This is a genomic window from Pseudomonas sp. S06B 330 (assembly GCF_002845275.2).
GTDB lineage: Bacteria > Pseudomonadota > Gammaproteobacteria > Pseudomonadales > Pseudomonadaceae > Aquipseudomonas.
Map to the genome: position 1 here is coordinate 18,586 of NZ_CP088149.1, position 21,492 is coordinate 40,077.

The following is a 21,492-nucleotide window of genomic DNA, read 5'->3' on the forward strand; positions in this document are numbered from 1 at the left end:
TTGGCCGCTTAATCTCTCAGTCTTTGGCGCTAAGCGCCGTGTTTCTTCAGGGTCTTATCGACTCGATCAGCAGATGCGAAGAGTCGAGCCCCTAGAAAAGAGCGCTGCTTTATACCAGAAAGACCAGAGCACAACAACAGAAGATGTGCTTTGACTCGCTGTGCGACACGCCGGAGCAGCATAACGACTGGCCCGGCAAGGTGTCGACCACTCGTCGCACGATTGGCAAAAAAGGATATGGTTATTTCCGGCCTGGCGCACTAGGGTAGGACTTTTCCAGACTGCACTGGCAGATGGGCCATCGATCAGCCAAGGAATCCTCATGCGCGTTGCTACATTACCCTTATTGTTTGCCACCCTGCTCGGCCCGGTACTTGCCCAGGCGGCTGCGCTGAGTGTGTGCACCGAGGCCAGCCCCGAAGGCTTCGATGTGGTTCAGTACAACTCGCTGACCACCACCAATGCGTCAGCCGACGTCCTGATGAATCGTCTGGTCGAGTTCGATGCTGGCAAAGGTCAGGTAGTGCCCAGCCTGGCCGAAAGCTGGACGGTTTCGCCCGATGGACTGATTTATGAGTTCAAGTTACGCCCTGAGGTGAAGCTCCACAGCACCGGTTATTTCAAGCCAAGCCGCACGCTGAACGCTGACGACGTCCTGTTCAGCTTTCAACGGATGCTCTACCCCGCGCACTCCTGGCACAAGATCGCCCAGAGTGGCTTTCCACATGCACAGTCGCTGCAACTGCCCAGCCTGATCAAGCAAATTGAAGCCCCCGAGCCACTGACCGTGCGCTTCACCCTCGACCATCCGGATGCCACGTTCCTGGCCACCCTGAGCATGGGTTTTGCCTCGATTTATTCCGCCGAGTACGCCGACCAATTGCTCAAAGCCGGTACGCCGGAGAAGCTCAACAGCCAGCCAATCGGCACCGGGCCGTTTGTCTTCAATCGCTTCCAGAAAGACGCGGTGATCCGCTACCGGGCCAACCCGGACTACTTTGCCGGCAAGCCGGGTGTCGATCCGCTGATTTTCGCCATTACCCCCGATGCCAACGTGCGCCTGCAAAAGCTCAAACGCAATGAATGCCAGATCGCCCTGTCGCCCAAGCCGCTGGATATTGCGGCGGCCAGCACCGATCCGGCCCTGAAGGTGGAAAAGACCGAAGCGTTCATGACCGCGTTCGTTGCCATCAACAGCCAGCATGCGCCGCTGGACAAGCCAGAAGTACGCCAGGCCATCAATCTGGCCTTCGACAAGGCCAGCTACCTCAAAGCGGTGTTCGAGAACACCGCCGTCGCTGCCAATGGCCCCTACCCGCCTAACACCTGGAGCTATGCCAAGGACCTGCCGGGTTACTCCACTGACCTGGACAAGGCCCGGACACTGCTAGCCAAAGCAGGCCTGAAAGATGGCTTCAGCACTACGATCTGGACCCGTCCACAAGGCAGCCTGCTCAACCCCAACCCGAGCCTCGGCGCACAGTTGCTGCAGGCTGACCTGGCCAAGGTCGGCATCAAGGCCGAGATCCGTGTGATCGAGTGGGGCGAGCTGATTCGCCGCGCCAAGGCTGGCGAGCATGATTTGCTGTTCATGGGGTGGGCCGGTGACAACGGTGATCCGGACAACTTCCTCAGCCCGCAATTCGCCTGTGCGGCGGTAAAGTCCGGGACCAACTTCGCCCGCTACTGCGACCAGCGCCTGGACCAGTTGATCAGCGCTGGCAAGACCACCACCGACCAGAGCGTGCGCAGCCGCCTGTATCAGCAGGCCCAGGCGTTGATCCAGCAGCAGGCACTATGGCTGCCACTGGCACACCCGACCGCTGCAGCGCTGGTCCGTCAGAACGTGGAAGGCTACCAAGTCAGCCCGTTCGGTCGCCAGGACTTCGCCAAGGTCAGCTCGACGCGCTGATCCAACCATGCTCGACCATCGATAGCGGTTCACCCTCACCGACGATGACATGGTCGAGCAGACGCACATCAACCAGCGCCAGCGCTTCCTTGATGCGTTTGGTCAGGTGCAGGTCGGCCTGACTCGGTTCTGACACTCCAGAGGGGTGGTTGTGACAAATGATCAACGCGGCAGCATTGTTTGCCAGTGCGCGCTTGATGACCTCTCTGGGATAGACACTGGCGCTATCGATTGAGCCGCGAAAGAGCACCTCAAAACCTAATGGCCGGTGTTTGGTGTCGAGAAAAAGGCAGCCAAACACTTCGCTGCTTTCATGGCGCAACTTGGCTTTGAGGTAGCGTCGTACCGCGTCGGGGCTTTGCAGTGCCGAATCGCGAACAATGGTTTGCTCCAAGTGCCGCCGACCGATTTCCATCACGGCTTGCAACTGGGTGTATTTCGCCGGCCCCAGCCCAACTTCACGCTGAAACGTGGCCTGATCAGCCTCCAGCAGATGACGCAGTCCACCAAATTGCTTCAACAGATGCCGCGCTAGGTCAACGGCGCTCATACCCGCGACACCTGTGCGTAAAAATACTGCCAACAGCTCAGCGTCCGACAAGCTGCCTGCCCCACGTTCCAACAGTTTTTCCCGCGGCCGCTCCGCCTCAGGCCAATCCCTGATACTCATGCCCCACCTCCCTGTCCATCGGTTGCTGCTCCTGTGTTTGTACCCTGTGCTACATTACCCGCACTTTTTTACGCGACGATTCGGCCTGGGGAGGCGTCGTCGCCGCGTGCAATCACTGAGCAAAAGGCAAGCCTATGCAGCGGCTGTATCGTAAGCGCATCGTTCTCGGCGTCGGCGGCGGCATCGCCGCCTACAAAAGTGCCGAACTGGTTCGCCGGCTTCTGGAACACGGTGCGCAGGTGCGCGTCGTCATGACCCGCGGTGGCGCTGAGTTCATCACGCCACTGACCCTGCAAGCACTCTCCGGCCACCCGGTGCACATGGACCTATTGGACCCTGCTGCCGAAGCGGCGATGGGCCATATCGAGCTGGCCAAATGGGCCGACCTGGTGCTGATTGCGCCAGCCACCGCCGACCTGCTGGCACGTCTTGCCCAAGGCGTGGCCGATGACCTGTTAACCACCTTGGTGCTGGCCACCGACGCCACCGTGGCCGTCGCCCCGGCGATGAACCAAGCCATGTGGCGCGACCCTGCCACCCAGGCCAACCTCGAGCTGCTACAGAGCCGCGACATCAAGGTCTATGGCCCAGCCTCCGGTAGTCAGGCCTGTGGCGATGTCGGCCTCGGACGCATGCTCGAAGCCAACGACCTGGCCTGGTGCGCCGCAGAAAGCTTCAAGCGCGAGTCGCTGACCGGCAAGCACATCGTGATCACCGCTGGACCGACCCAGGAAAACATCGATCCGGTGCGCTACATCACCAACCACAGCTCCGGGAAAATGGGCTTTGCCCTGGCTGAAGCGGCGGTCGAAGCCGGTGCCAAAGTCACCTTGATCAGTGGGCCGGTGCATTTGCCAACGCCTGATCGGGTCAGCCGCATCGACGTAGTCAGCGCTCGCGACATGCTCGCCGCCTGCGAAGCTGCGATGCCCTGCGATATTTTCATCGCCTCGGCTGCGGTCGCGGACTACCGACCTGAAGTGGTCGCCCCACAGAAACTCAAGAAAGACCCCACGACAGGTGACGGCCTGCTGCTGCAGATGGTCCGCAACCCGGACATCCTGGCCAGCATCGCCACCCGTCCTGACCGCCCGTTCAGCGTCGGCTTCGCCGCCGAGACCGAACACCTGCTCGACTACGCTGCACGCAAGCTCAAGGACAAGAACCTCGACCTGATTGTCGCCAACGATGTGGCCAACCCCAGCATCGGCTTCAACAGCGAGGAAAACGCCTGCAGCGTGATCGATCGCCAGCTCCACGAAACACTCTTCGCACAGACCAGCAAGGGCAAGATCGCCCGCCAGCTGGTTGCTTTCATCGCCGAACGTCTCAACCAGGTTTAACTCTGCATGCACGCTCTACAAGCCAAGATTCTTGATCCACGCATCGGTAACGAATTCCCGCTGCCGCAGTACGCCACGCCGGGCTCAGCCGGCCTCGACCTGCGCGCCATGCTCAAGCAGGACACCGTCCTGGAGCCGGGCCAGACCTTGCTGATCCCTACCGGCCTGTCGGTTTACATCGGCGACCCAGGCCTGGCCGCACTGATCCTGCCGCGCTCGGGCCTTGGTCACAAACACGGCATCGTGCTGGGCAACCTGGTCGGCCTGATCGATTCCGACTACCAGGGCGAGCTGATGGTTTCTTGCTGGAACCGTGGCCAGACCCCCTTCACCATCGCCGTCGGCGAGCGTATTGCGCAACTGGTCCTGGTACCGGTGGTACAAGCTCATTTCGACATCGTCGAAGCCTTCGACGAGAGCCAGCGTGGCGCTGGCGGCTTTGGACATTCGGGCAGCAACTGATCCGCCAACTGCCCACTGTGCGCCAAGGATGGCGAACTCTCTGGCGAAATGACCGTCAAAGCGTTCAGTTTGAGCCTGCCCTGCACGCCCTCGATATTGGAGCTCCCCAGAGATGAACGACATGGCACACCCGGTACCCGCACTTCCAGAAAGCATCTTCCGCGCTTACGACATCCGTGGCGTGGTCGGTGACACCCTTACCGCCGAAACCGCCTACTGGATCGGCCGCGCCATCGGTGCGCAAACCCTGGCCCAAGGTGAACCGAACATTTCGGTCGGCCGTGATGGCCGCCTGTCTGGCCCGATGCTGGTCGAACAACTGATCAAAGGCCTGGTCGACGCCGGCTGCCAGGTCAGCGACGTCGGCCTGGTACCGACCCCTGCCCTGTACTACGCCGCCAACGTCCTCGCCGGCAAGTCCGGTGTGATGCTCACCGGCAGCCACAACCCGCCGAACTACAACGGTTTCAAAATCGTCATTGCCGGTGACACCCTGGCCAACGAACAGATCCAGGCCCTGCTGACGCGCCTGAAAACCAACGACCTGAGCCGTGGCGAAGGCCGTGTGGAAAAGGTCGAGATTCTTGAGCGCTACTTCAAGCAGATCACCGGCGACATCAAGCTGGCGAAGAAACTCAAGGTCGTAGTCGATTGCGGCAACGGTGCCGCGGGTGTCATTGCCCCGCAACTGATCGAAGCCCTGGGCTGCGAAATGATCCCGTTGTTCTGCGAAGTCGACGGCAACTTCCCCAACCATCACCCGGATCCGGGCAAACCCGAGAACCTGGTTGACCTGATTGCCAAGGTCAAGGAAAGCGGCGCCGACCTGGGCCTGGCCTTCGACGGTGATGGCGACCGCGTTGGCGTCGTTACCAACACCGGCAGCATTGTTTACCCCGATCGCCTGCTGATGCTGTTTGCCCAGGATGTCATTGAGCGCAATCCGGGTGCCGAAATCATCTTTGACGTCAAATGCACACGCCGCCTGACCCCGCTGATCGAGCAATACGGTGGTCGCGCGCTAATGTGGAAGACTGGTCACTCGTTGATCAAAAAGAAGATGAAAGAAACCGGTGCCCTCCTGGCCGGCGAGATGAGCGGACACATCTTCATCAAGGAGCGTTGGTATGGTTTTGACGACGGCATCTACAGTGCCGCACGCCTGCTGGAGATTCTCAGCAAAGCCAAGACCGATGCCGAGCAGCTGTTCGATGCGTTTCCGAATGACATTTGTACGCCGGAAATCAATATTGATGTGACCGACGAAGGTAAATTCAGCATCATTGATGCACTGCAACGCGAGGCTGACTGGGGCCAAGACGCCAACCTGACCACCATTGATGGTGTGCGGGTCGACTATCCCCACGGCTGGGGCCTGGTTCGCGCGTCCAACACCACACCGGTGCTGGTACTGCGCTTCGAGGCCGACACCGACGCCGAACTGCAGCGTATCCAGGAAGTATTCCGCGCCCAGTTGAAGCGCGTTGCTCCTGATCTGCAACCCAAGTTCTGACCGACTATCTGTTCCAACTGGAGCCCTGCATGACCCTCGATCGCGATGCCGCCACCCATGTCGCCCAGGTTTTGTCCGAAGCGCTGCCTTACATCCGACGCTTTGTCGGCAAGACCCTGGTGATCAAATACGGCGGCAACGCGATGGAGAGCGAAGAGCTCAAAACCGGTTTTGCCCGCGATATCGTGCTGATGAAGGCGGTCGGCATCAACCCGGTGGTCGTGCATGGTGGCGGACCGCAGATCGGTGATCTGCTCAAGCGCCTGTCGATCGAAAGCCACTTTATCGATGGCATGCGCGTTACCGACGCGCAGACCATGGACGTGGTCGAGATGGTGCTTGGCGGCCAGGTGAACAAGGACATCGTCAACCTGATCAACAGCCATGGCGGCAGCGCCATTGGCCTGACCGGTAAAGACGCCCAACTGATCCGTGCGAAAAAGCTCACCGTTACCCGCCAGACGCCTGAGATGACCACCCCGGAAATCATCGATATCGGCCATGTCGGCGAAGTGGTCGGGGTTAATACCGACCTGCTGAACATGCTGGTCAAAGGTGACTTCATCCCGGTCATCGCTCCAATCGGCGTCGGTGCCAACGGTGAGTCGTACAACATCAACGCGGACCTGGTCGCGGGCAAGGTGGCAGAAGCACTTAAGGCTGAAAAGCTGATGCTGCTGACCAACATCGCCGGCCTGATGGACAAGCAAGGCACCGTACTCACCGGGCTGACCACTGAGCAGGTCAACGAACTGATCGCCGACGGCACTATCTATGGCGGCATGCTGCCGAAGATCCGTTGCGCTCTGGAAGCGGTGCAAGGCGGCGTCAACAGCTCGCACATCATTGATGGCCGGGTACCGAATGCGGTGCTGTTGGAGATCTTTACCGACAGTGGTGTGGGTACATTGATTACCAACAGCAAGCCACGTTAAGACGAGAAGGCTAAAGAAAGGCGACCTCAGGGTCGCCTTTTTTGTATCTGTGCGGTGGCTCGCGCCCCCATCTTTGACTTTATAGTCAAGTGCGCAAAAAGTTGCGCACCCATCTGTGGATAACTCCCCCTAGCCATCGCTACAAGCCAAGTCTTTCAAGGCTTACAGCCGAGTGCGCAACTTCTTGCGCAGTACTGCGCAAGAAGTTGCGCACTTTTCATCGATTTTTGCGGCTAGAAGCGGCTTCAGACACAGGGGCCGGTGCTGAAGGCCGCGGATTACCTGGCCTTAGCAATTAATGGCACGCCTCTTGTACTCACCTGCGCTGCTTACAGACAAACCAAGGTGAACGCCAGGCGAAAAACTGATTGAGCTTGAGCGTCTCTGGATCACAAGGATGATGATGCATGAGCAGCACTTACACGGTTAAACATGGCGATACCCTAGGGCAAATTGCCCAACGACATGGCGCTAAAGTATCTGAAATCCAGGCGCTTAACCCGATCATTGGTGACCCTAACCACATCAAAGCCGGATGGGAGTTAAAGCTTCCCGGCGCCGCGCCAAAACCTGAACTACCGCCACCGATGCATGCGCATAGCACTACGTCGATTGCGCTCAAGGGGCAGGCCGAATGTGACGAGGAACTGGTTGACGTCGCCCACGTTACTGGCGAGCCGCATTTCTATGTACTGACCGCCAAACAGTCCAAAGCACTGAAGCGGGAAATCAACGCGGTGCAGAAGCTCATGGATGAACTGCATCAGAACCTGGCTAAAGCCTTGCCTGCCCTGCAGTGCAAGAAACCTCAGGCCCCCATGGCCAGTTGCACCTGTGCGGGGTGCGTCAAAGATGCCTGGGCGCAGAAAGCCGAAGGCGCCGGGTTGCTGGTACGCGAGACCAAGCCCCAGCCCAGCACAATCGCGCCGCTCACCACTGACAAAGACCTGCAGGGCCGCCTGGCGACCTTACAGCAAGCGCGTGACTGGTATCAGGATTACAAACCCAGTGCTTTGAGGACCACGCAATTTGAATCCAACTGGAAGTCCTTGCAGAGCAAGAAGGTCCTGGAACTGGATGGTGAAATCGGCAAACTCCGCGCCGAACTGGCGGCACAGCGAGCACCCGAGCCGGAAGACAGTTTCAGCACTGCCAATAGTGCGGCGCCCGACTTGAGACATGGCATGGGGGGGAGCTTTGAGCGTCAGCAAGGCAAGCAAACCCAGACTGGTATTAACGTAGTGGAAATCATCCTGTTCAGCGACCCCACCCGGCGCCACTACATCTCCTGCTACGACGATCACCAAGGCGTTTGAGGACGGCTTTAACGATATGATTTTATGGTGGAAAGAGAGGCAGGCCACCAGGGTTGAAGCTGAGGCACTGGCTGACTACTTGATTGCACATCAGGAAGATAAAGTCATAAAAAATCGTCAGCAGGATGTACCTCTGCGCGTATTGCCGCCGGAAACCATTGGCCCCATGGTTTACCTGCTAACAGAAGGTGTGGCCGCGGGAGTGACTGGCATGTTCATCGAAAATCAGGAGCAGGCTCTGGTCATTCTTCTTTCCTAAGTACGTCACTGGCGGCAATTTATCGAAGTGCTAGAGCATTGTTCGGTCGACGAAAAAAAGGTTAATGCCATGAAGAGTTTGGAGCGTATTAACGCCTTGCTCAACGGACATGAACAAAATCAATTCAATCGTTTTATTGACAGCCTGGTAATTAATCAACCATCCAGAAACTCAAATCGAGTGGCTTGGAATCCCAGCAATGCTTGGCATAAGGAAAAGGTGTTCCTAGCCGCACAGCGAAGTGGTAAGTCTGATGGACTGGTCTAATATTTGAAAACCAATAGGGGCGCGATTTACTGCGCCCTTAATATTTTCTAGTCTAAAGAGACTGATCGGACTGAACAGCGCAACGGAAGCTGAAGCCTGGGACATGCCGCTTTCTCACAGGCTCCTCCCCCCATCGCCGCACCGTACTAGCACTGATCAACGGGGCCTCACCATACCCTGACCCTCTAAGAGCCCGAAGCGTGCCTGTTTCGGGGCCGGTAGGGTTTTCCAGTGGTGAACGACGGTAGTAGTCTTTTTCGTACCAATCATTGACCCAGTCAGTGGCATTCCCTGATAGGTTGTAAATCCCTAGAGGGTTAGGGACAAAACTATCAACGGCAAATGTAAGACGTTTACCTTTGCCCGATGAAGGAAAGTTACGCCCATAGTTCAGGCTCCCATTGTCGGTAGAAAATACCACGTGCTGGCCACGATTCCGCGCGGCATATTCCCACTGGGCCTCTGTAGGCAGATCCACTGGAAAGCCACTCAGCCCCCCTAACCAACCGCAGTACTCCTTGGCTTCTTGCCAGCTTTTGGTCGGTGCAGGTAGGTTGGGTGCGTAAATAATTTCCTTCAGATCTTCTCGCTTACGATTTTCCGCATCAAACAACGGCTTGCCCTGAGCGATAAAAAATAGATCAAAATCCCTAAGCGTCGTCTGGTATTTCGATAGGGAGTAACTACTCAGCTTAACGGGATGAACGAAGTCGTCGTCACTGTGTATGCTTATACGGCCCATCCGGTCTGGCTCCACACCGCATGGCCAGCCACACATATTTGTCGGGTCGTCGTCATACGGCCAGCCAAAATCCCCCATCTGGAATTCACCACCCTCGACAAACACCATATTGTCCAGTGACTGCACAACAGTATTCAACAGCCTGCTGCGCGTTTCGGCGGAAAGTTCTGAGTATTTTTGATCAATCGTCACCGCGATCTTGGCGACTTTCTCGATAGATAGTTTCTGACTTTCAGGCAGTGGATATTTTTGTACTTGGCAGGCGGTCAGCAGCAATAGAGAATAGATGGACAATAAGATCTGCTTTGCCATAAGAACGTTCCAGCGTTTGCCAATCGAAACCTGGAGACTATCATGCTTCTATTTCGATAATTTAGAACAAACACCTTAGCCATAAATTTCAGAAAAGTCCTACTAATTATTCAGAATCGTCTCATGCATGCTCATTTAAATGCCACGCACTAGTGCAGTTCTGAGGCGCGATCCTGTTACCTCTATTTAAACCTGGATTTTCTTTCGAATACGAAAGTGTACCGCAAGAAAAAGGCGCTCATAGGCGCCTTTTTCTTTTCCAACCTCAGATCCCGTACTGGGCCCGATAGGCCTCGACGGCCGGCAAGTGCTGCTTGAGCGCCGGATCGTCGGCGAGGAACTCCAGCACCTGGGTCAGCGACACAATGCTGACGACTGGAATGCCGAAGTCACGCTCCACTTCCTGGATCGCCGACAGTTCACCGTTGCCGCGCTCCTGGCGGTTCAGTGCGATCAGTACACCAGCAGCCTTGGCCTGCTGACCCTGGATGATCTGCATGACTTCACGGATCGCGGTGCCCGCAGTAATCACATCGTCAATGATCAGCACGTCACCTTCCAGCGGCGCACCGACCAGGCTGCCACCTTCACCGTGGGCCTTGGCCTCTTTACGGTTGAAGCACCATGGCAGGTCGAGGTTGTGATGCTCGGCCAGAGCCACGGCAGTGGCTGCCGCCAGGGGGATACCCTTGTAGGCCGGGCCGAACAGTACGTCGAACGGAATCTTGCTGTCGACAATCGCCGCCGCATAGAAACGCCCGAGCTGAGCCAGGGCCGAGCCACTGTTAAACAGGCCGGCATTGAAGAAATACGGGCTGGTGCGCCCGGACTTGAGGGTGAATTCACCGAAGCGCAGAACCCCGCGGTCGATGGCAAAACGAATGAAGTCGCGCTGATACGGCTGCATGAAGAGTCCCGGATACCACGGATTTAGCTAAATGAGTACAGCTCGGGTATCATACACGCACGAGATTTTTGGGGCCATTTATGCGGATCATCAGTGTGAACGTAAATGGCATTCAGGCTGCAGTCGAGCGTGGTTTGCTCAGCTGGCTGCAAGCCCAGAATGCCGACGTCATCTGCCTTCAGGATACCCGCGCCTCGGCCTTTGAACTCGACGACCCAGCTTTTCAGCTTGATGGCTACTTCCTTTATGCCTGCGACGCAGAAGTTCCCGCCCAAGGCGGCGTGGCACTTTATTCGCGGTTGCAGCCCAAGGCAGTCATCAGCGGCCTGGGCTTCGAGACAGCCGACCGCTACGGACGTTACCTGCAGGCCGATTTCGACAAGGTAAGCATCGCAACGCTGCTGCTGCCTTCGGGAATGAACGGCGACGAAGACTTGAACCAGAAATTCAAGTTGATGGACGACTTCGCCAAGTACCTGGACAAGCAGCGACGCAAGCGCCGCGAGTACATCTATTGCGGCTCGTTGTACGTGGCGCAGCAGAAGCTCGACGTCAAGAACTGGCGCGACGGTCAGCAGTCGCCGGGTTTCCTGGCGCCGGAACGCGCGTGGATGGACACCGTCGTCGGTGACATGGGTTATGTCGACGCCCTGCGTGAAGTCAGCCGTGAAGGCGACCAGTACAGCTGGTGGCCGGATAACGAACAGGCCGAGATGCTCAACCTGGGCTGGCGTTTCGACTATCAGTTGCTGACCCCGGGCCTGCGTCGCTTCGTGCGTAGCGCACGCCTGCCGCGCCAGCCACGCTTCTCCCAGCACGCGCCACTGATCGTGGACTACGACTGGACGCTGACGATCTGATTCGTTCAGGCACAAAAAAACCGACATCACGTCGGTTTTTTTGTGCCTGCTATGAGCTGATCACTATTTGATCGGTCGCCAGGTCATCGGATAACGATAGGGCTGCCCGTCATTGGCCTTGACCCCAGCAACAATGGTCAACACCAATACGGCGACCATCAACATGCCGAACAACACAATCCCCACCAGCACGAACATCAGTGCGAAGCAGATGATCGAGGCCAGGAAAACGGTGAGCTGAAAGTTCAGCGCCTCCTTGCCCTGGGCATCGATGAACGGATCGAGGTCCTTCTTCCAGATCCACATCACCAACGGACCCAGCAGGTTGCCGAAAGGCACGATCAGGCCCAGCAACGCGGCCAGGTGGCAGAACATCGCCCACTGTCGAATCTCGGCATTGGGGGTGGGCAACTGCAACGGTTGCTCGCTCATGCTCTGCTCCTTGCGTTGTCGAAATCAGTCGGCCAGCGAGGCCTGCTGCAGTTCGAACAGATCAACCATGCCCTTTTGCGCCAGCGCCAACATGGCATTGAGCTCTTCAGGCTGGAACGGCGCGCCTTCGGCAGTGCCCTGGACTTCAATGAAGCCACCCTGGCTGGTCATGACCACGTTGAGGTCGGTCTCGGCAGCCGAGTCTTCCAGGTAGTCCAGGTCAAGTACGGCCTCGCCCTGATACATGCCAACCGAGACGGCGGCGATCATGTGCTTGAGCGGGTCACCGCCCTTCAGGCCGCCACGCTTCTTGACCACGCGCAGGGCGTCTACCAGAGCAACCATGGCGCCAGTGATCGATGCCGTGCGGGTACCGCCATCGGCCTGGATCACGTCACAGTCGACGTACAGGGTGATGTCACCGAGCTTGCTCATGTCCAGGGCAGCGCGCAGCGAACGGCCGATCAGGCGCTGGATTTCGAGGGTACGACCACCCTGCTTGCCACGGGCGGCTTCACGCTGGTTACGCTCGCCAGTGGAGCGCGGCAGCATGCCGTATTCGGCGGTCAGCCAGCCTTGGCCCTGGCCTTTGAGAAAGCGCGGTACGCCGTTCTCGACACTGACCGTACAGACGACTTTAGTGTCACCGAACTCGACCAGTACTGATCCCTCGGCGTGTTTGGTGTAGTTGCGGGTGATGCGGATCGAGCGGAGCTGATCGGCAGCGCGACCACTTGGACGTTTCATTTGGGATACCTGTACTGGGTTTGAATCTGCCCAGCATTATAAGCGTACCGGGCCTTGAGGGCACACCTATTGTGCAGGCCCCGAAACAGAGGGCCCAGAGGCGTTGGTCGGTTTTTTCCGGGAGTTGCGTGAGTGTTTGTAACATCAGTGGATTGGGAGCCAGCGCCGCACTGCGCTACAATCTTGCGCCTTTGCAGCCGGTTGGCTTTCTCTTGACCCTTTTTTGCGAGGTACTTCCCATGGTGCACAGCATGACCGCTTTTGCTCGTGTCGAGCGTGCCGGTAGCCAGGGCACCCTGATCTGGGAACTACGCTCAGTAAACCACCGCTACCTGGAACCCCACCTGCGCCTGCCCGAAGCCTTGCGCGACCTCGAAGGTGCAGTGCGTGAGGCACTGCGCCAAGGTTTGTCACGCGGCAAGGTCGAATGCACCTTGCGCTTCAACGAAGAAAGCACCGGCAAGCCGCTGCAGGTTGACCGTGAGCGCGCCGCACAGTTGGTGGCCGCTGCCGAGACCGTTGCCAGCCTGATCAAGCAGCCAGCCCCGCTCAACCCGCTGGAAGTGCTGGCCTGGCCCGGAGTATTGGTAGCCGACGCTAACGACCCACAAACCCTCAACAACGAAGCCATGGCGCTGTTTGTCGAGGCGTTGAATGAATTGAAGAGCGGTCGCAATCGCGAAGGTAGCGAACTGGCCCGCCTGATCAACGAACGCCTGGACGGCATGGCCAGCGAAGTCACCACTCTGCGCGCCCTGGTGCCGCAGATGCTCGCCGCCCAGCGCCAGAAGATTCTCGACCGCTTCACCGACATGCAGGCCGAACTCGACCCGCAGCGCCTGGAGCAGGAAATGGTCCTGCTGGCGCAAAAGAGCGACGTCGCTGAAGAGCTCGACCGCCTGAGCACCCACATCACCGAAGTTCGCCGGGTGCTCAAGTCCGGCGGCGCCGCTGGCCGACGCCTGGACTTCCTGATGCAGGAGCTCAACCGCGAAGCCAACACCCTGGGCTCCAAAGCCTTCGACCCACGCAGCACCCAGTCCGCGGTCAACCTCAAGGTACTGATCGAGCAGATGCGTGAACAAGTACAGAACATTGAGTAAGGCCACCCCAACCATGAATCACAGTAGCGGCACCCTTTATATCGTTTCTGCCCCCTCCGGCGCTGGCAAGACCAGCCTGGTCAAGGCCCTGATCGACGCTGACAACAGCATCCAGGTGTCGGTCTCGCACACTACCCGGGCCATGCGCCCTGGCGAAGTGCACGGCGTGAACTACCACTTCGTCGAGCACACCGCATTCAAGCTGATGATCGAGCAAGGCGACTTCCTCGAGCAGGCCGAAGTCTTCGGTAATTACTACGGAACTTCGCGTAGCGCACTGCAGCAGGCGCTCGACCAGGGCCACGACCTGATTCTGGAAATCGACTGGCAGGGTGCTCAGCAGGTGCGCAAGCTGATGCCTGAGGCACGTTCGATCTTCATCCTGCCGCCGACCCAGGAAGCCCTGCGTCAACGCCTGACCAACCGTGGCCAGGACAGCGACGAGATCATCGAAGGACGGATGCGTGAAGCGGTCAGTGAGATGAGTCACTACGACGAGTATGACTTCGTCATCATCAACGATGACTTCGCCACTGCGCTGGAAGACCTCAAAGCGGTGTTCCGCGCCAACCGCTTGCTGCAGGCTAACCAGCAGCAGCGTCACGGCCAGTTGCTCAAGCAATTGCTTGCCTGAGCAACCTGCAGCTCCAGCCGCTTAGCGGCGGCTGGAGACCGTGGCGTGACGACGCAAGGTCATGCCCAGGAAGAACGCCGGCGCCCGCAGGCGTGACAACATCATCAGCCCCAACCCCAGCAGGGTGATGATCACTGCGATTACGAACACCAGCCCCAGACCACCAACATGCGAACCGCTGCCAAACGATGGCGAGGCGCTGTCGTAGGCCGTCTGCAGGAAAATCACCGAGAGAATACCGCCACCGAGCAGCGGGCACAGGCCACGCATCAGGAAGTGACGCACGCTGTCGAAGAGACTGTGGCGGAAGTACCAGACACAGGCAAAGGCGGTCAGCGAGTAGTAGAAGCAGATCATCATGCCCAGGGCGGTGATGGTGTCGGCCAGCACGTTCTCACTCAAGGTGCGCATGGTGACGTAGAACACGCCCGCCGCCACACCGGCACAGATGGTTGCGTAACGCGGGGTTTTCGAACGCGGGCAGACGCTGGCAAAGCGCTCTGGCACCGCACCGTAGTAACCCATGGCGAGCAAGGTGCGCGCCGGTGAAACGAAAGTCGACTGCAGCGAAGCGGCAGTACTGGCCAAAACGGCGATGGACATCAGGATCGCCAGCGGCCCCATGACCGGACCTGCCAAGTGGGCGAAGACGTTCTCCTGAATACGTGGATTGTTCAGGCCCAGGCCAACATCACTGATACCGGCAAACTGCAGCGTGGCAATCGCCGTCACCAGGTACAGACCGAGAATCAGCAGCACCGTCAGGGTCGCCGCGCGGCCGGGTGTGTCACCGCTGCCCACCGACTCTTCACTGATGCTCAGGCAGACATCCCAGCCCCAGAAAATGAAGATCGACAGCGACAGACCCGCAGTAAACGCCGAGAACGACTCAACGCCAAAGGGGTTGAACCAGTCCAGATCGAACTCCAGTGGCGGGGTTTGTGCAGATGAGCCGCCGAAGGCTGCCAAGGCAAAGCCCACCAGCACCACCAACTGCAACGCTACCAAGCCGTACTGCACGGTCATGGTGGTGGCAATACCGCGACAGCAAATCCACACCGCCATGGCGATGAACACGCAACAGGTGATGACATTGATCAGCAGATTGTCGGCCAACGCAGCCACCTCGTGGCTGCCGGTGATCTGTCCGAGGAATAGATAAAAGAAGTCGACTGCCACCCCCGCAAGGTTAGACAGGACGATGGTGGTGGCCGTGACCAAGCCCCAGCCGCCGATCCAGCCGATCATCGGGCCGAACGCCCGCGCCGACCAGGTGAAGGATGTACCGCTGTCAGGTTCAGCCGAGTTCAGCTCACGGTAGCCCAGTGCGACCAACAGCATGGGCAGGAAGCCAACGATAAACACGGCCGGCAGGTGCGCACCGACTTCACGCACAGTTGGGCCTAACGCACCGGTGAGGGTGTAGACCGGTGCAATGGTGGAGATGCCCAGGACAATGCTCGCCAGCAGGCCGAGCCGGCCCTTGGCCAGCCCCTTGGTTGCTCCCGATACACTCGTTGCCTGAGGGCGAGCCTGTCCGATACCCGGGGACAGGCCTGCTTCGTATTCGCTCATGAGTAGTTGCCGCCGCTTTTACTATTGTTTTTCAAGACGCCCCGCAGCGCGTCCGCTTTCACTCATTGAAACCTGTTATCTGGTGCTGCTGTTCCGGCTCAATCGGTTGACCTTATAGGGCCTTCCCCCGCTGACGCTCGCCCCTTGCACGGGCCAGACATGCCTCACGAAACGCCTGGAAAAGACGCAATGAAACCGGGTTGTCGGCCAAGCGGTATTCGGGGTGCCACTGCACACCGACCACAAAGCCCGGGGCGTCCTCCATGGACACAGCTTCGATCAATCCGTCCGGCGCCAGGGCCTCGGCACGCAGGCCGTCAGCCAGGCGGTTGATGCCTTGGCTGTGAAGCGAATTGACCATGAAGCTCTGCTCCAGCCCAAGCCGTTCGAACAACCCACCGGGCTGTACGGTCACGCTATGGCGGGGGCTATATTGCACTTCCAGTGGTGCGTCCTGCGGCTCGCGATGATCGAGGAACCCTGGCAGCTCTTGGACACGCTGGTGCAGGGTGCCGCCCAAGGCGACGTTCAATTCCTGAAATCCACGGCAGATGCAGAACACCGGCACACCGGTGGCAATGGCGGCCTGCAATAACGGCAGAGTCAGCCGGTCGCGAAACACATCGTGCTTCGTACCTTCCACGCTGGGGGCGCCATTGTAATGATGCGGCTCGACATTTGAAGGCGAACCGGTAAAAAGAATGCCATCGAGGCGCTCCAGCACGCGCTGCGGGTCAACCGGCTCTGCGCGTGCGGGGAGGATCAGAGGGATTCCGGCGAAACCTGCTGCTTCGACGTACTTGTCACCAACCGTGTGCGACGAATTGTTGCCCAACTGCTGACGACAGGCAGAAATGCCAATCAAAGGCGGCAGGTCATTGGTAGTTTGCATGGGTTCACCCTCCCTTACAGCTTGATCCAGGTCGCCTTGAGTTCGGTGTATTTGTCGAAAGCATGCAGCGACTTGTCTCGACCATTGCCCGACTGCTTGAACCCACCAAACGGCGCGGTCATGTCGCCGCCGTCGTACTGGTTGACCCAGACGCTGCCAGCGCGCAGGGCGCGAGCGGCCTTATGGGCACGGGAGATATCGCAGGTCCACACGGCTGCGGCCAAGCCGAAGGGTGAATCGTTGGCAATGGCAATTGCCTCATCGGCACTGTCAAAGGTGATCACCGACAGTACTGGGCCAAATATTTCCTCACGCGCGATACGCATGGCGTTGGTCACGCCATCGAAAATGGCGGGCTGCAGGTAAACACCACAGGTGTCTTCCAGTACACGTTCGCCACCGGTCAGCAACGTCGCACCATCGGCCTTGCCGGCCTCGATGTAGCCAAGCACGGTATCGAGCTGAGTGCTGTCGACCAGGGCGCCGACGCGTGTCTCAGGGTCCAGGGCGTGCCCCGGTTTCCAGGCCTTGAGGGCCTCGACCACCATCGGCAGGAAGCGCTCCTTGATGCTGCGTTCAACCAGCAGGCGCGAGCCGGCAATGCACACTTCGCCTTGGTTAAAGGCGATGGCCGCGGCTGCCGCATCGGCAGCCGCCTGCAGGTCAGGGGCGTCAGCGAAGACAATGTTCGGGCTCTTGCCACCGGCTTCCAGCCAGACCCGCTTCATGTTCGACTCACCGGCATAGACCATCAGCTGCTTGGCAATGCGCGTGGAGCCGGTGAACACCAGCGTGTCGACATCCATGTGCAGGGCCAAGGCCTTGCCAACGGTGTGACCGTATCCAGGAAGGACGTTGAGCACGCCAGCCGGGATACCGGCTTCGAGTGCCAACTGGGCGATACGGATTGCGGTCAGGGGTGATTTTTCGGACGGCTTGAGGATCACCGAGTTACCGGTGGCCAGGGCCGGGCCGAGCTTCCAACAGGCCATCATCAGTGGGAAGTTCCACGGAACAATGGCCGCAACCACGCCGACCGGCTCGCGGGTGACCAGACCCAGCTGGTCGGACGCGGTTGCAGCAACTTCGTCATAAATCTTGTCGATGGCTTCGGCGTGCCAGCGAATGGCATTGGCCGCAGCCGGGATATCAATGCTCAAGGAATCGGCAATCGGCTTGCCCATGTCCAGGGTTTCCAGCAACGCCAGCTCCTGAGCATTGGCCAGCAGCAAGTCGGCGAAAGCAATCAGTACCCGCTTGCGTTGCGCCGGTGCCTGTTGTGCCCAGACGCCACTGTCAAAGGCGCGCCGGGCAGCGGCGACAGCACGTTCGGCATCGGCGCTGTCGCAACTGGCGATCTGCGCCAATTGGCGGCCATCGACCGGGCTGGAACAATCGAAAGTGTCACCAGCAACACTGGTGCAATACTGCCCGTCGACAAAGGCGCAGCCTTCGATTTTCAGGGTCTGGAACAACTGTTCCCAGTGTTCACGTGGTGCAATTGTCATTGTTATTTTCTCCGGGCATCACACGGTATGCAGGTACCAGTTGTATTCGAGGTCGGAAATCGACACCTCGAACTCAGCCATTTCACTTTCCTTGCAGGCAACAAAAATGTCGATGTAGTCCGGGCTGATGTACTTGTTCAGCACTTCGCTGTCATCGAGCTCACGCAGCGCGTCGCGCAGGTTATTCGGCAGGCTCTGCTCCAACTGCTCGTACGAGTTGCCTTCAATGGGCGCGCCCGGCTCAATCTGGTTGGTCAAGCCGTGGTGAATGCCGGCCAGAATCGCCGCCATCATCAAGTACGGGTTGGCATCGGCACCGGCCACGCGGTGTTCGATACGCACAGCATCGCTGCTGCCGGTCGGCACACGGACCGCTACGGTACGATTGTCCAGGCCCCAGCTTGGCGCGTTAGGCACATAAAACTGGGCACCGAAGCGACGGTAGGAGTTGACGTTCGGGCAGAGGAAGGCCATCGACGCAGGCATGGTTTCCAGCACGCCACCAATGGCATGGCGCAGGGTTTCACTCTGCTCGGGATCATCACTGGTGAAGATGTTCTTGCCGGTTTTCTTGTCCAGCAATGAGATATGCACGTGCAGACCGTTGCCCGCCTGGCCTGGGTAAGGCTTGGCCATGAAGGTGGAGTCCATCTCATGGTCGTAGGCGATGTTCTTGATCAGGCGCTTGAGCAGGACAGCGTAATCACAGGCCTTGATCGCGTCAGCAACGTGATGCAGGTTGACTTCGAACTGTGCAGGCGCGCTTTCCTTGACGATGGCATCGGCTGGAATACCTTGCTCTTTCGCCGCTTCAAGCATGTCCTGCAGGCAGTCGACGTACTCGTCCAGATCATCGATCAGGTAGACCTGAGTCGACTGTGGACGCTTGCCCGAAATCGGTGAACGCGGCGGCTGTGGTCGGCCGTTGAGGTTGTCCTGATCGATCAGGTAGAACTCAAGCTCGAACGCCGCGCAGATATCCAGACCCAGCGCATCGAACTTCTCGACCACACCACGTAGCACTTCCCGCGGGTCGGCGAAGAACGGCGCGCCGTCCAGCTCGTGCATGGTCATCAGCAACTGAGCGGTAGGCCGCTTCTGCCAGGGTTCGTAAGCCAGCGTGCCGGGGATCGGGAAACAGATACGGTCGGCGTCGCCGATATCCAGGCCCAAGCCGGTGCTTTCTACGGTCGAACCGTTAATATCCAGGGCGAACAGCGAGGCCGGCAGGTTGATACCTTTTTCGTAGACTTTGACCAGGCTCGCTCGCTCGATGCGCTTGCCGCGTACCACACCGTTCATGTCGGCAATCAGCAGATCGACAAACTGCACCTCAGGGTGGGCCGTGAGAAATTCACCCATCTCGTCGAGAGGGATGGCGCGCGGAGAGACCGACGTCATGGCTAGGCATCCTTTGATTTTTGTCGAGCAATTGTCGAGGAGGTACTGCGGCGCTACCGGGAGCGGCGATGGTTTCGTTTGTTCTTTTAAGTAGTCCCATCGTGGGGAACTGCAGAACGTTGCCATCTGGAACATTCGTTCCACATGCTGACAACGTCGCGAGTTGATTCACGACTGCTGGCTCACTATAGAATGGCCCTAACGCAACAGACATTGGCATTTAGGCAAGCAAAGAGTGCACCCATGCAATATCAGATCAGTCACGCCGACCTCTCACTGGTACTCGCCCTAGTCCGCGGCCGCTCACTGGCAAAGGCCGCTGAGCTGCTGCGAGTGGATGTTTCGACGGTTTTCCGCTCGATTCGGCGCATGGAAGCGGCCCTGGGTACCGCCTTGTTCGTGAAAAGCCGCAAAGGCTACATCCCCACGGGCACCGCCCAGGCCCTGGCTGAACAGGCCGAACGCGCCGAACAGGCCTTAGATGCCGCGCGGGTAGCGCTGGAGCATGGCGAGCAGGTCGTCAGCGGCACCGTTCGGCTGACCTGTACCGATGCCGTGCTGCACAGTCTGTTGCTGCCGGCACTGGCCGAATTCATGCCGGCCTACCCTGCCCTGTCACTGGAACTGGCAACCTCCAACACCTTCGCCAACCTGAGCCGCCGCGATGCCGACCTGGCGCTGCGCCTGACCAATTCGCCGCCGGAACACCTGGTCGGCCGCTGCCTGGGCTCAGCCTCTTACGTGGTTTGCGGACGCGAGGAGTATCGCGAAAAACTCAAGGAAGCCCCTGCCAGCCTGCCGTGGATTGCGCCGGATGACGCTATGCAGGACCATCCCACAGTGGTCTGGCGCAGCGAACACCTACCTGGCGTGCTGCCGCGCTATCGCTGCAGCAGCATCTCTGCCATTGCCCAGTTGGTGACTGCCGGCCTGGGCGTGGCTGCGCTGCCCGATTACATGGCCGATACCCTTCCGGGCGTGGAACCATTGAGTGATGCCCTTGCGGGCTGCAACACCGAACTGTGGCTGCTGACCCGCCCCGATTGCCGCGCATTGCGCTCAGTCCAGACCCTGTTCGACGAACTGACCCCGCGCCTGCGCGATGCCCTCGGCCGCCAGTAAATCAGTCATTGTGGGAGTGGTCTTATCCACGAAGGGCCGCAGCGCGGCCCCAGAATCTGGGGTTACTACCCAATCCTTCGCGGATAAATCCGCTCCCACCAGCGTTCCGACACAACGACAAACAGTTGTGCCAGAGCCCCGGAAGTGGTTATCGTCGAAGTATCAAGGACCCGAAATGAAATCAACGCTTCCCTAAAGGCTGGTGATTTTTTAAACTATCGAGTCCGCTCGCCCATTCGGGCTGAACACCGCATTTGCTACTTGAGGAAGACCATGGCCCGCGTAACCGTTGAAGACTGCCTAGAACACGTGGATAACCGTTTTGAGCTGGTCATGCTCTCTACCAAGCGTGCCCGTCAGCTGGCCACCGGCGGCAAAGAGCCGAAAGTGGCATGGGAAAACGACAAGCCTACCGTCGTTGCCCTGCGTGAAATCGCTGAAGGCATCTGCACCCCTGAATTCATCGCTGCCGAATCCATTGTCGAAGTTGAGCCAGCCTTTGCTTTCGGTAGTGAGGAAGAGGCCAACGAGGCGGTCTAAGCCTATGCCTGGTCGACGCAGTACGGCGCAGGTCCCTTTT

The 21,492-nt window shown here is 58.8% G+C and carries 21 protein-coding genes and 1 pseudogene; 13 read left to right on the forward strand and 9 right to left on the reverse strand.

Features of this window, described 5'->3' with window-relative positions:
• Positions 1 to 322: 322 nt before the first annotated feature.
• Positions 323 to 1,912, forward strand: a complete 1,590-nt coding sequence (locus CX511_RS00100; RefSeq protein WP_101293197.1) for an ABC transporter substrate-binding protein — start codon at positions 323 to 325, stop codon at positions 1,910 to 1,912.
• Here the strand turns inward: CX511_RS00100 and radC are convergent.
• Positions 1,896 to 2,582: a RadC family protein gene (gene radC, locus CX511_RS00105; protein WP_045181324.1), complete on the reverse strand. Its 687-nt coding sequence runs from the start codon at positions 2,580 to 2,582 to the stop codon at positions 1,896 to 1,898. The genes CX511_RS00100 and radC overlap by 17 nt on opposite strands.
• A gap of 134 nt (positions 2,583 to 2,716) precedes the next feature.
• Here radC and coaBC point away from each other — a divergent pair, with 134 nt between their 5' ends.
• The 7 genes and pseudogenes from coaBC to CX511_RS00140 all read left to right on the forward strand — a co-directional run bounded on the left by coaBC (position 2,717) and on the right by CX511_RS00140 (position 8,677).
• Positions 2,717 to 3,925: a bifunctional phosphopantothenoylcysteine decarboxylase/phosphopantothenate--cysteine ligase CoaBC gene (gene coaBC, locus CX511_RS00110; RefSeq protein WP_045181322.1), complete on the forward strand. Its 1,209-nt coding sequence runs from the start codon at positions 2,717 to 2,719 to the stop codon at positions 3,923 to 3,925.
• A gap of 6 nt (positions 3,926 to 3,931) precedes the next feature.
• Positions 3,932 to 4,387: a dUTP diphosphatase gene (dut, locus tag CX511_RS00115; RefSeq protein WP_045181319.1), complete on the forward strand. Its 456-nt coding sequence runs from the start codon at positions 3,932 to 3,934 to the stop codon at positions 4,385 to 4,387.
• A gap of 136 nt (positions 4,388 to 4,523) precedes the next feature.
• Positions 4,524 to 5,900, forward strand: a pseudogene (locus CX511_RS00120) (phosphomannomutase/phosphoglucomutase); the annotation flags it as partial.
• Positions 5,901 to 5,929: 29 nt separating this feature from the next.
• Positions 5,930 to 6,835, forward strand: coding sequence for an acetylglutamate kinase (argB, locus tag CX511_RS00125; RefSeq protein ID WP_045181313.1), 906 nt, complete (start codon positions 5,930 to 5,932; stop codon positions 6,833 to 6,835).
• Positions 6,836 to 7,242: 407 nt separating this feature from the next.
• Complete coding sequence (locus CX511_RS00130) at positions 7,243 to 8,151, forward strand: LysM peptidoglycan-binding domain-containing protein (RefSeq protein WP_220639094.1); 909 nt, start codon at positions 7,243 to 7,245, stop codon at positions 8,149 to 8,151.
• 16 nt (positions 8,152 to 8,167) lie between these two features.
• Complete coding sequence (locus CX511_RS00135) at positions 8,168 to 8,410, forward strand: hypothetical protein (protein ID WP_101293877.1); 243 nt, start codon at positions 8,168 to 8,170, stop codon at positions 8,408 to 8,410.
• A gap of 69 nt (positions 8,411 to 8,479) precedes the next feature.
• A complete protein-coding gene (locus tag CX511_RS00140) occupies positions 8,480 to 8,677 on the forward strand; it encodes a hypothetical protein (protein ID WP_143527813.1) in 198 nt (65 codons plus the stop codon).
• A 52-nt stretch (positions 8,678 to 8,729) separates the two neighbouring features.
• Here the strand turns inward: CX511_RS00140 and CX511_RS00145 are convergent, their stop codons facing one another.
• Positions 8,730 to 9,731 carry a formylglycine-generating enzyme family protein gene (locus CX511_RS00145; protein WP_101293876.1) on the reverse strand — a complete coding sequence of 334 codons (1,002 nt, stop codon included), beginning with the start codon at positions 9,729 to 9,731 and terminating at the stop codon, positions 8,730 to 8,732.
• A gap of 265 nt (positions 9,732 to 9,996) precedes the next feature.
• On the reverse strand, positions 9,997 to 10,638 hold the full coding sequence (gene pyrE, locus CX511_RS00150; protein ID WP_045186162.1) for an orotate phosphoribosyltransferase: 642 nt from the start codon (positions 10,636 to 10,638) through the stop codon (positions 9,997 to 9,999).
• An 80-nt stretch (positions 10,639 to 10,718) separates the two neighbouring features.
• Between pyrE and crc the strand changes: the two genes are divergently transcribed.
• On the forward strand, positions 10,719 to 11,498 hold the full coding sequence (gene crc / locus CX511_RS00155; RefSeq protein WP_028942456.1) for a catabolite repression control protein Crc: 780 nt from the start codon (positions 10,719 to 10,721) through the stop codon (positions 11,496 to 11,498).
• A 63-nt stretch (positions 11,499 to 11,561) separates the two neighbouring features.
• On the opposite strand, the gene CX511_RS00160 is transcribed toward crc, so the two are convergent.
• Together CX511_RS00160 and rph are read right to left on the reverse strand one after the other, a co-directional pair.
• Positions 11,562 to 11,930 (reverse strand): DUF4870 domain-containing protein, encoded by a 369-nt coding sequence (locus CX511_RS00160; protein WP_045186164.1) that lies wholly within the window; start codon positions 11,928 to 11,930, stop codon positions 11,562 to 11,564.
• 24 nt (positions 11,931 to 11,954) lie between these two features.
• A complete protein-coding gene (rph, locus tag CX511_RS00165; RefSeq protein ID WP_045186166.1) occupies positions 11,955 to 12,677 on the reverse strand; it encodes a ribonuclease PH in 723 nt (240 codons plus the stop codon).
• 239 nt (positions 12,678 to 12,916) lie between these two features.
• Here rph and CX511_RS00170 point away from each other — a divergent pair, with 239 nt between their 5' ends.
• Both CX511_RS00170 and gmk read left to right on the forward strand, forming a co-directional pair.
• Complete coding sequence (locus tag CX511_RS00170) at positions 12,917 to 13,780, forward strand: YicC/YloC family endoribonuclease (RefSeq protein WP_045186168.1); 864 nt, start codon at positions 12,917 to 12,919, stop codon at positions 13,778 to 13,780.
• A gap of 13 nt (positions 13,781 to 13,793) precedes the next feature.
• Positions 13,794 to 14,414 carry a guanylate kinase gene (gene gmk / locus CX511_RS00175; RefSeq protein ID WP_045186170.1) on the forward strand — a complete coding sequence of 207 codons (621 nt, stop codon included), beginning with the start codon at positions 13,794 to 13,796 and terminating at the stop codon, positions 14,412 to 14,414.
• A 21-nt stretch (positions 14,415 to 14,435) separates the two neighbouring features.
• On the opposite strand, the gene CX511_RS00180 is transcribed toward gmk, so the two are convergent.
• The 4 genes from CX511_RS00180 to CX511_RS00195 form a co-directional block, all read right to left on the reverse strand.
• A complete protein-coding gene (locus CX511_RS00180) occupies positions 14,436 to 15,989 on the reverse strand; it encodes an APC family permease (RefSeq protein WP_045186172.1) in 1,554 nt (517 codons plus the stop codon).
• A 112-nt stretch (positions 15,990 to 16,101) separates the two neighbouring features.
• The gene (locus CX511_RS00185) at positions 16,102 to 16,881 is read right to left on the reverse strand and encodes a gamma-glutamyl-gamma-aminobutyrate hydrolase family protein (protein WP_045186174.1); all 780 of its coding nucleotides are present in this window, start codon (positions 16,879 to 16,881) and stop codon (positions 16,102 to 16,104) included.
• A gap of 14 nt (positions 16,882 to 16,895) precedes the next feature.
• Entirely contained in the window at positions 16,896 to 18,389 is a 1,494-nt protein-coding gene (locus CX511_RS00190) for an aldehyde dehydrogenase (RefSeq protein WP_101293875.1), read from the reverse strand.
• Between the two features lie 18 nt (positions 18,390 to 18,407).
• On the reverse strand, positions 18,408 to 19,790 hold the full coding sequence (locus CX511_RS00195) for a glutamine synthetase family protein (RefSeq protein ID WP_045186178.1): 1,383 nt from the start codon (positions 19,788 to 19,790) through the stop codon (positions 18,408 to 18,410).
• A gap of 243 nt (positions 19,791 to 20,033) precedes the next feature.
• Here CX511_RS00195 and CX511_RS00200 point away from each other — a divergent pair, with 243 nt between their 5' ends.
• Both CX511_RS00200 and rpoZ read left to right on the forward strand, forming a co-directional pair.
• Positions 20,034 to 20,912: a LysR family transcriptional regulator gene (locus tag CX511_RS00200; protein ID WP_045186179.1), complete on the forward strand. Its 879-nt coding sequence runs from the start codon at positions 20,034 to 20,036 to the stop codon at positions 20,910 to 20,912.
• Between the two features lie 273 nt (positions 20,913 to 21,185).
• A complete protein-coding gene (rpoZ, locus tag CX511_RS00205) occupies positions 21,186 to 21,452 on the forward strand; it encodes a DNA-directed RNA polymerase subunit omega (protein ID WP_028942466.1) in 267 nt (88 codons plus the stop codon).
• Positions 21,453 to 21,492 lie beyond the last annotated feature (40 nt).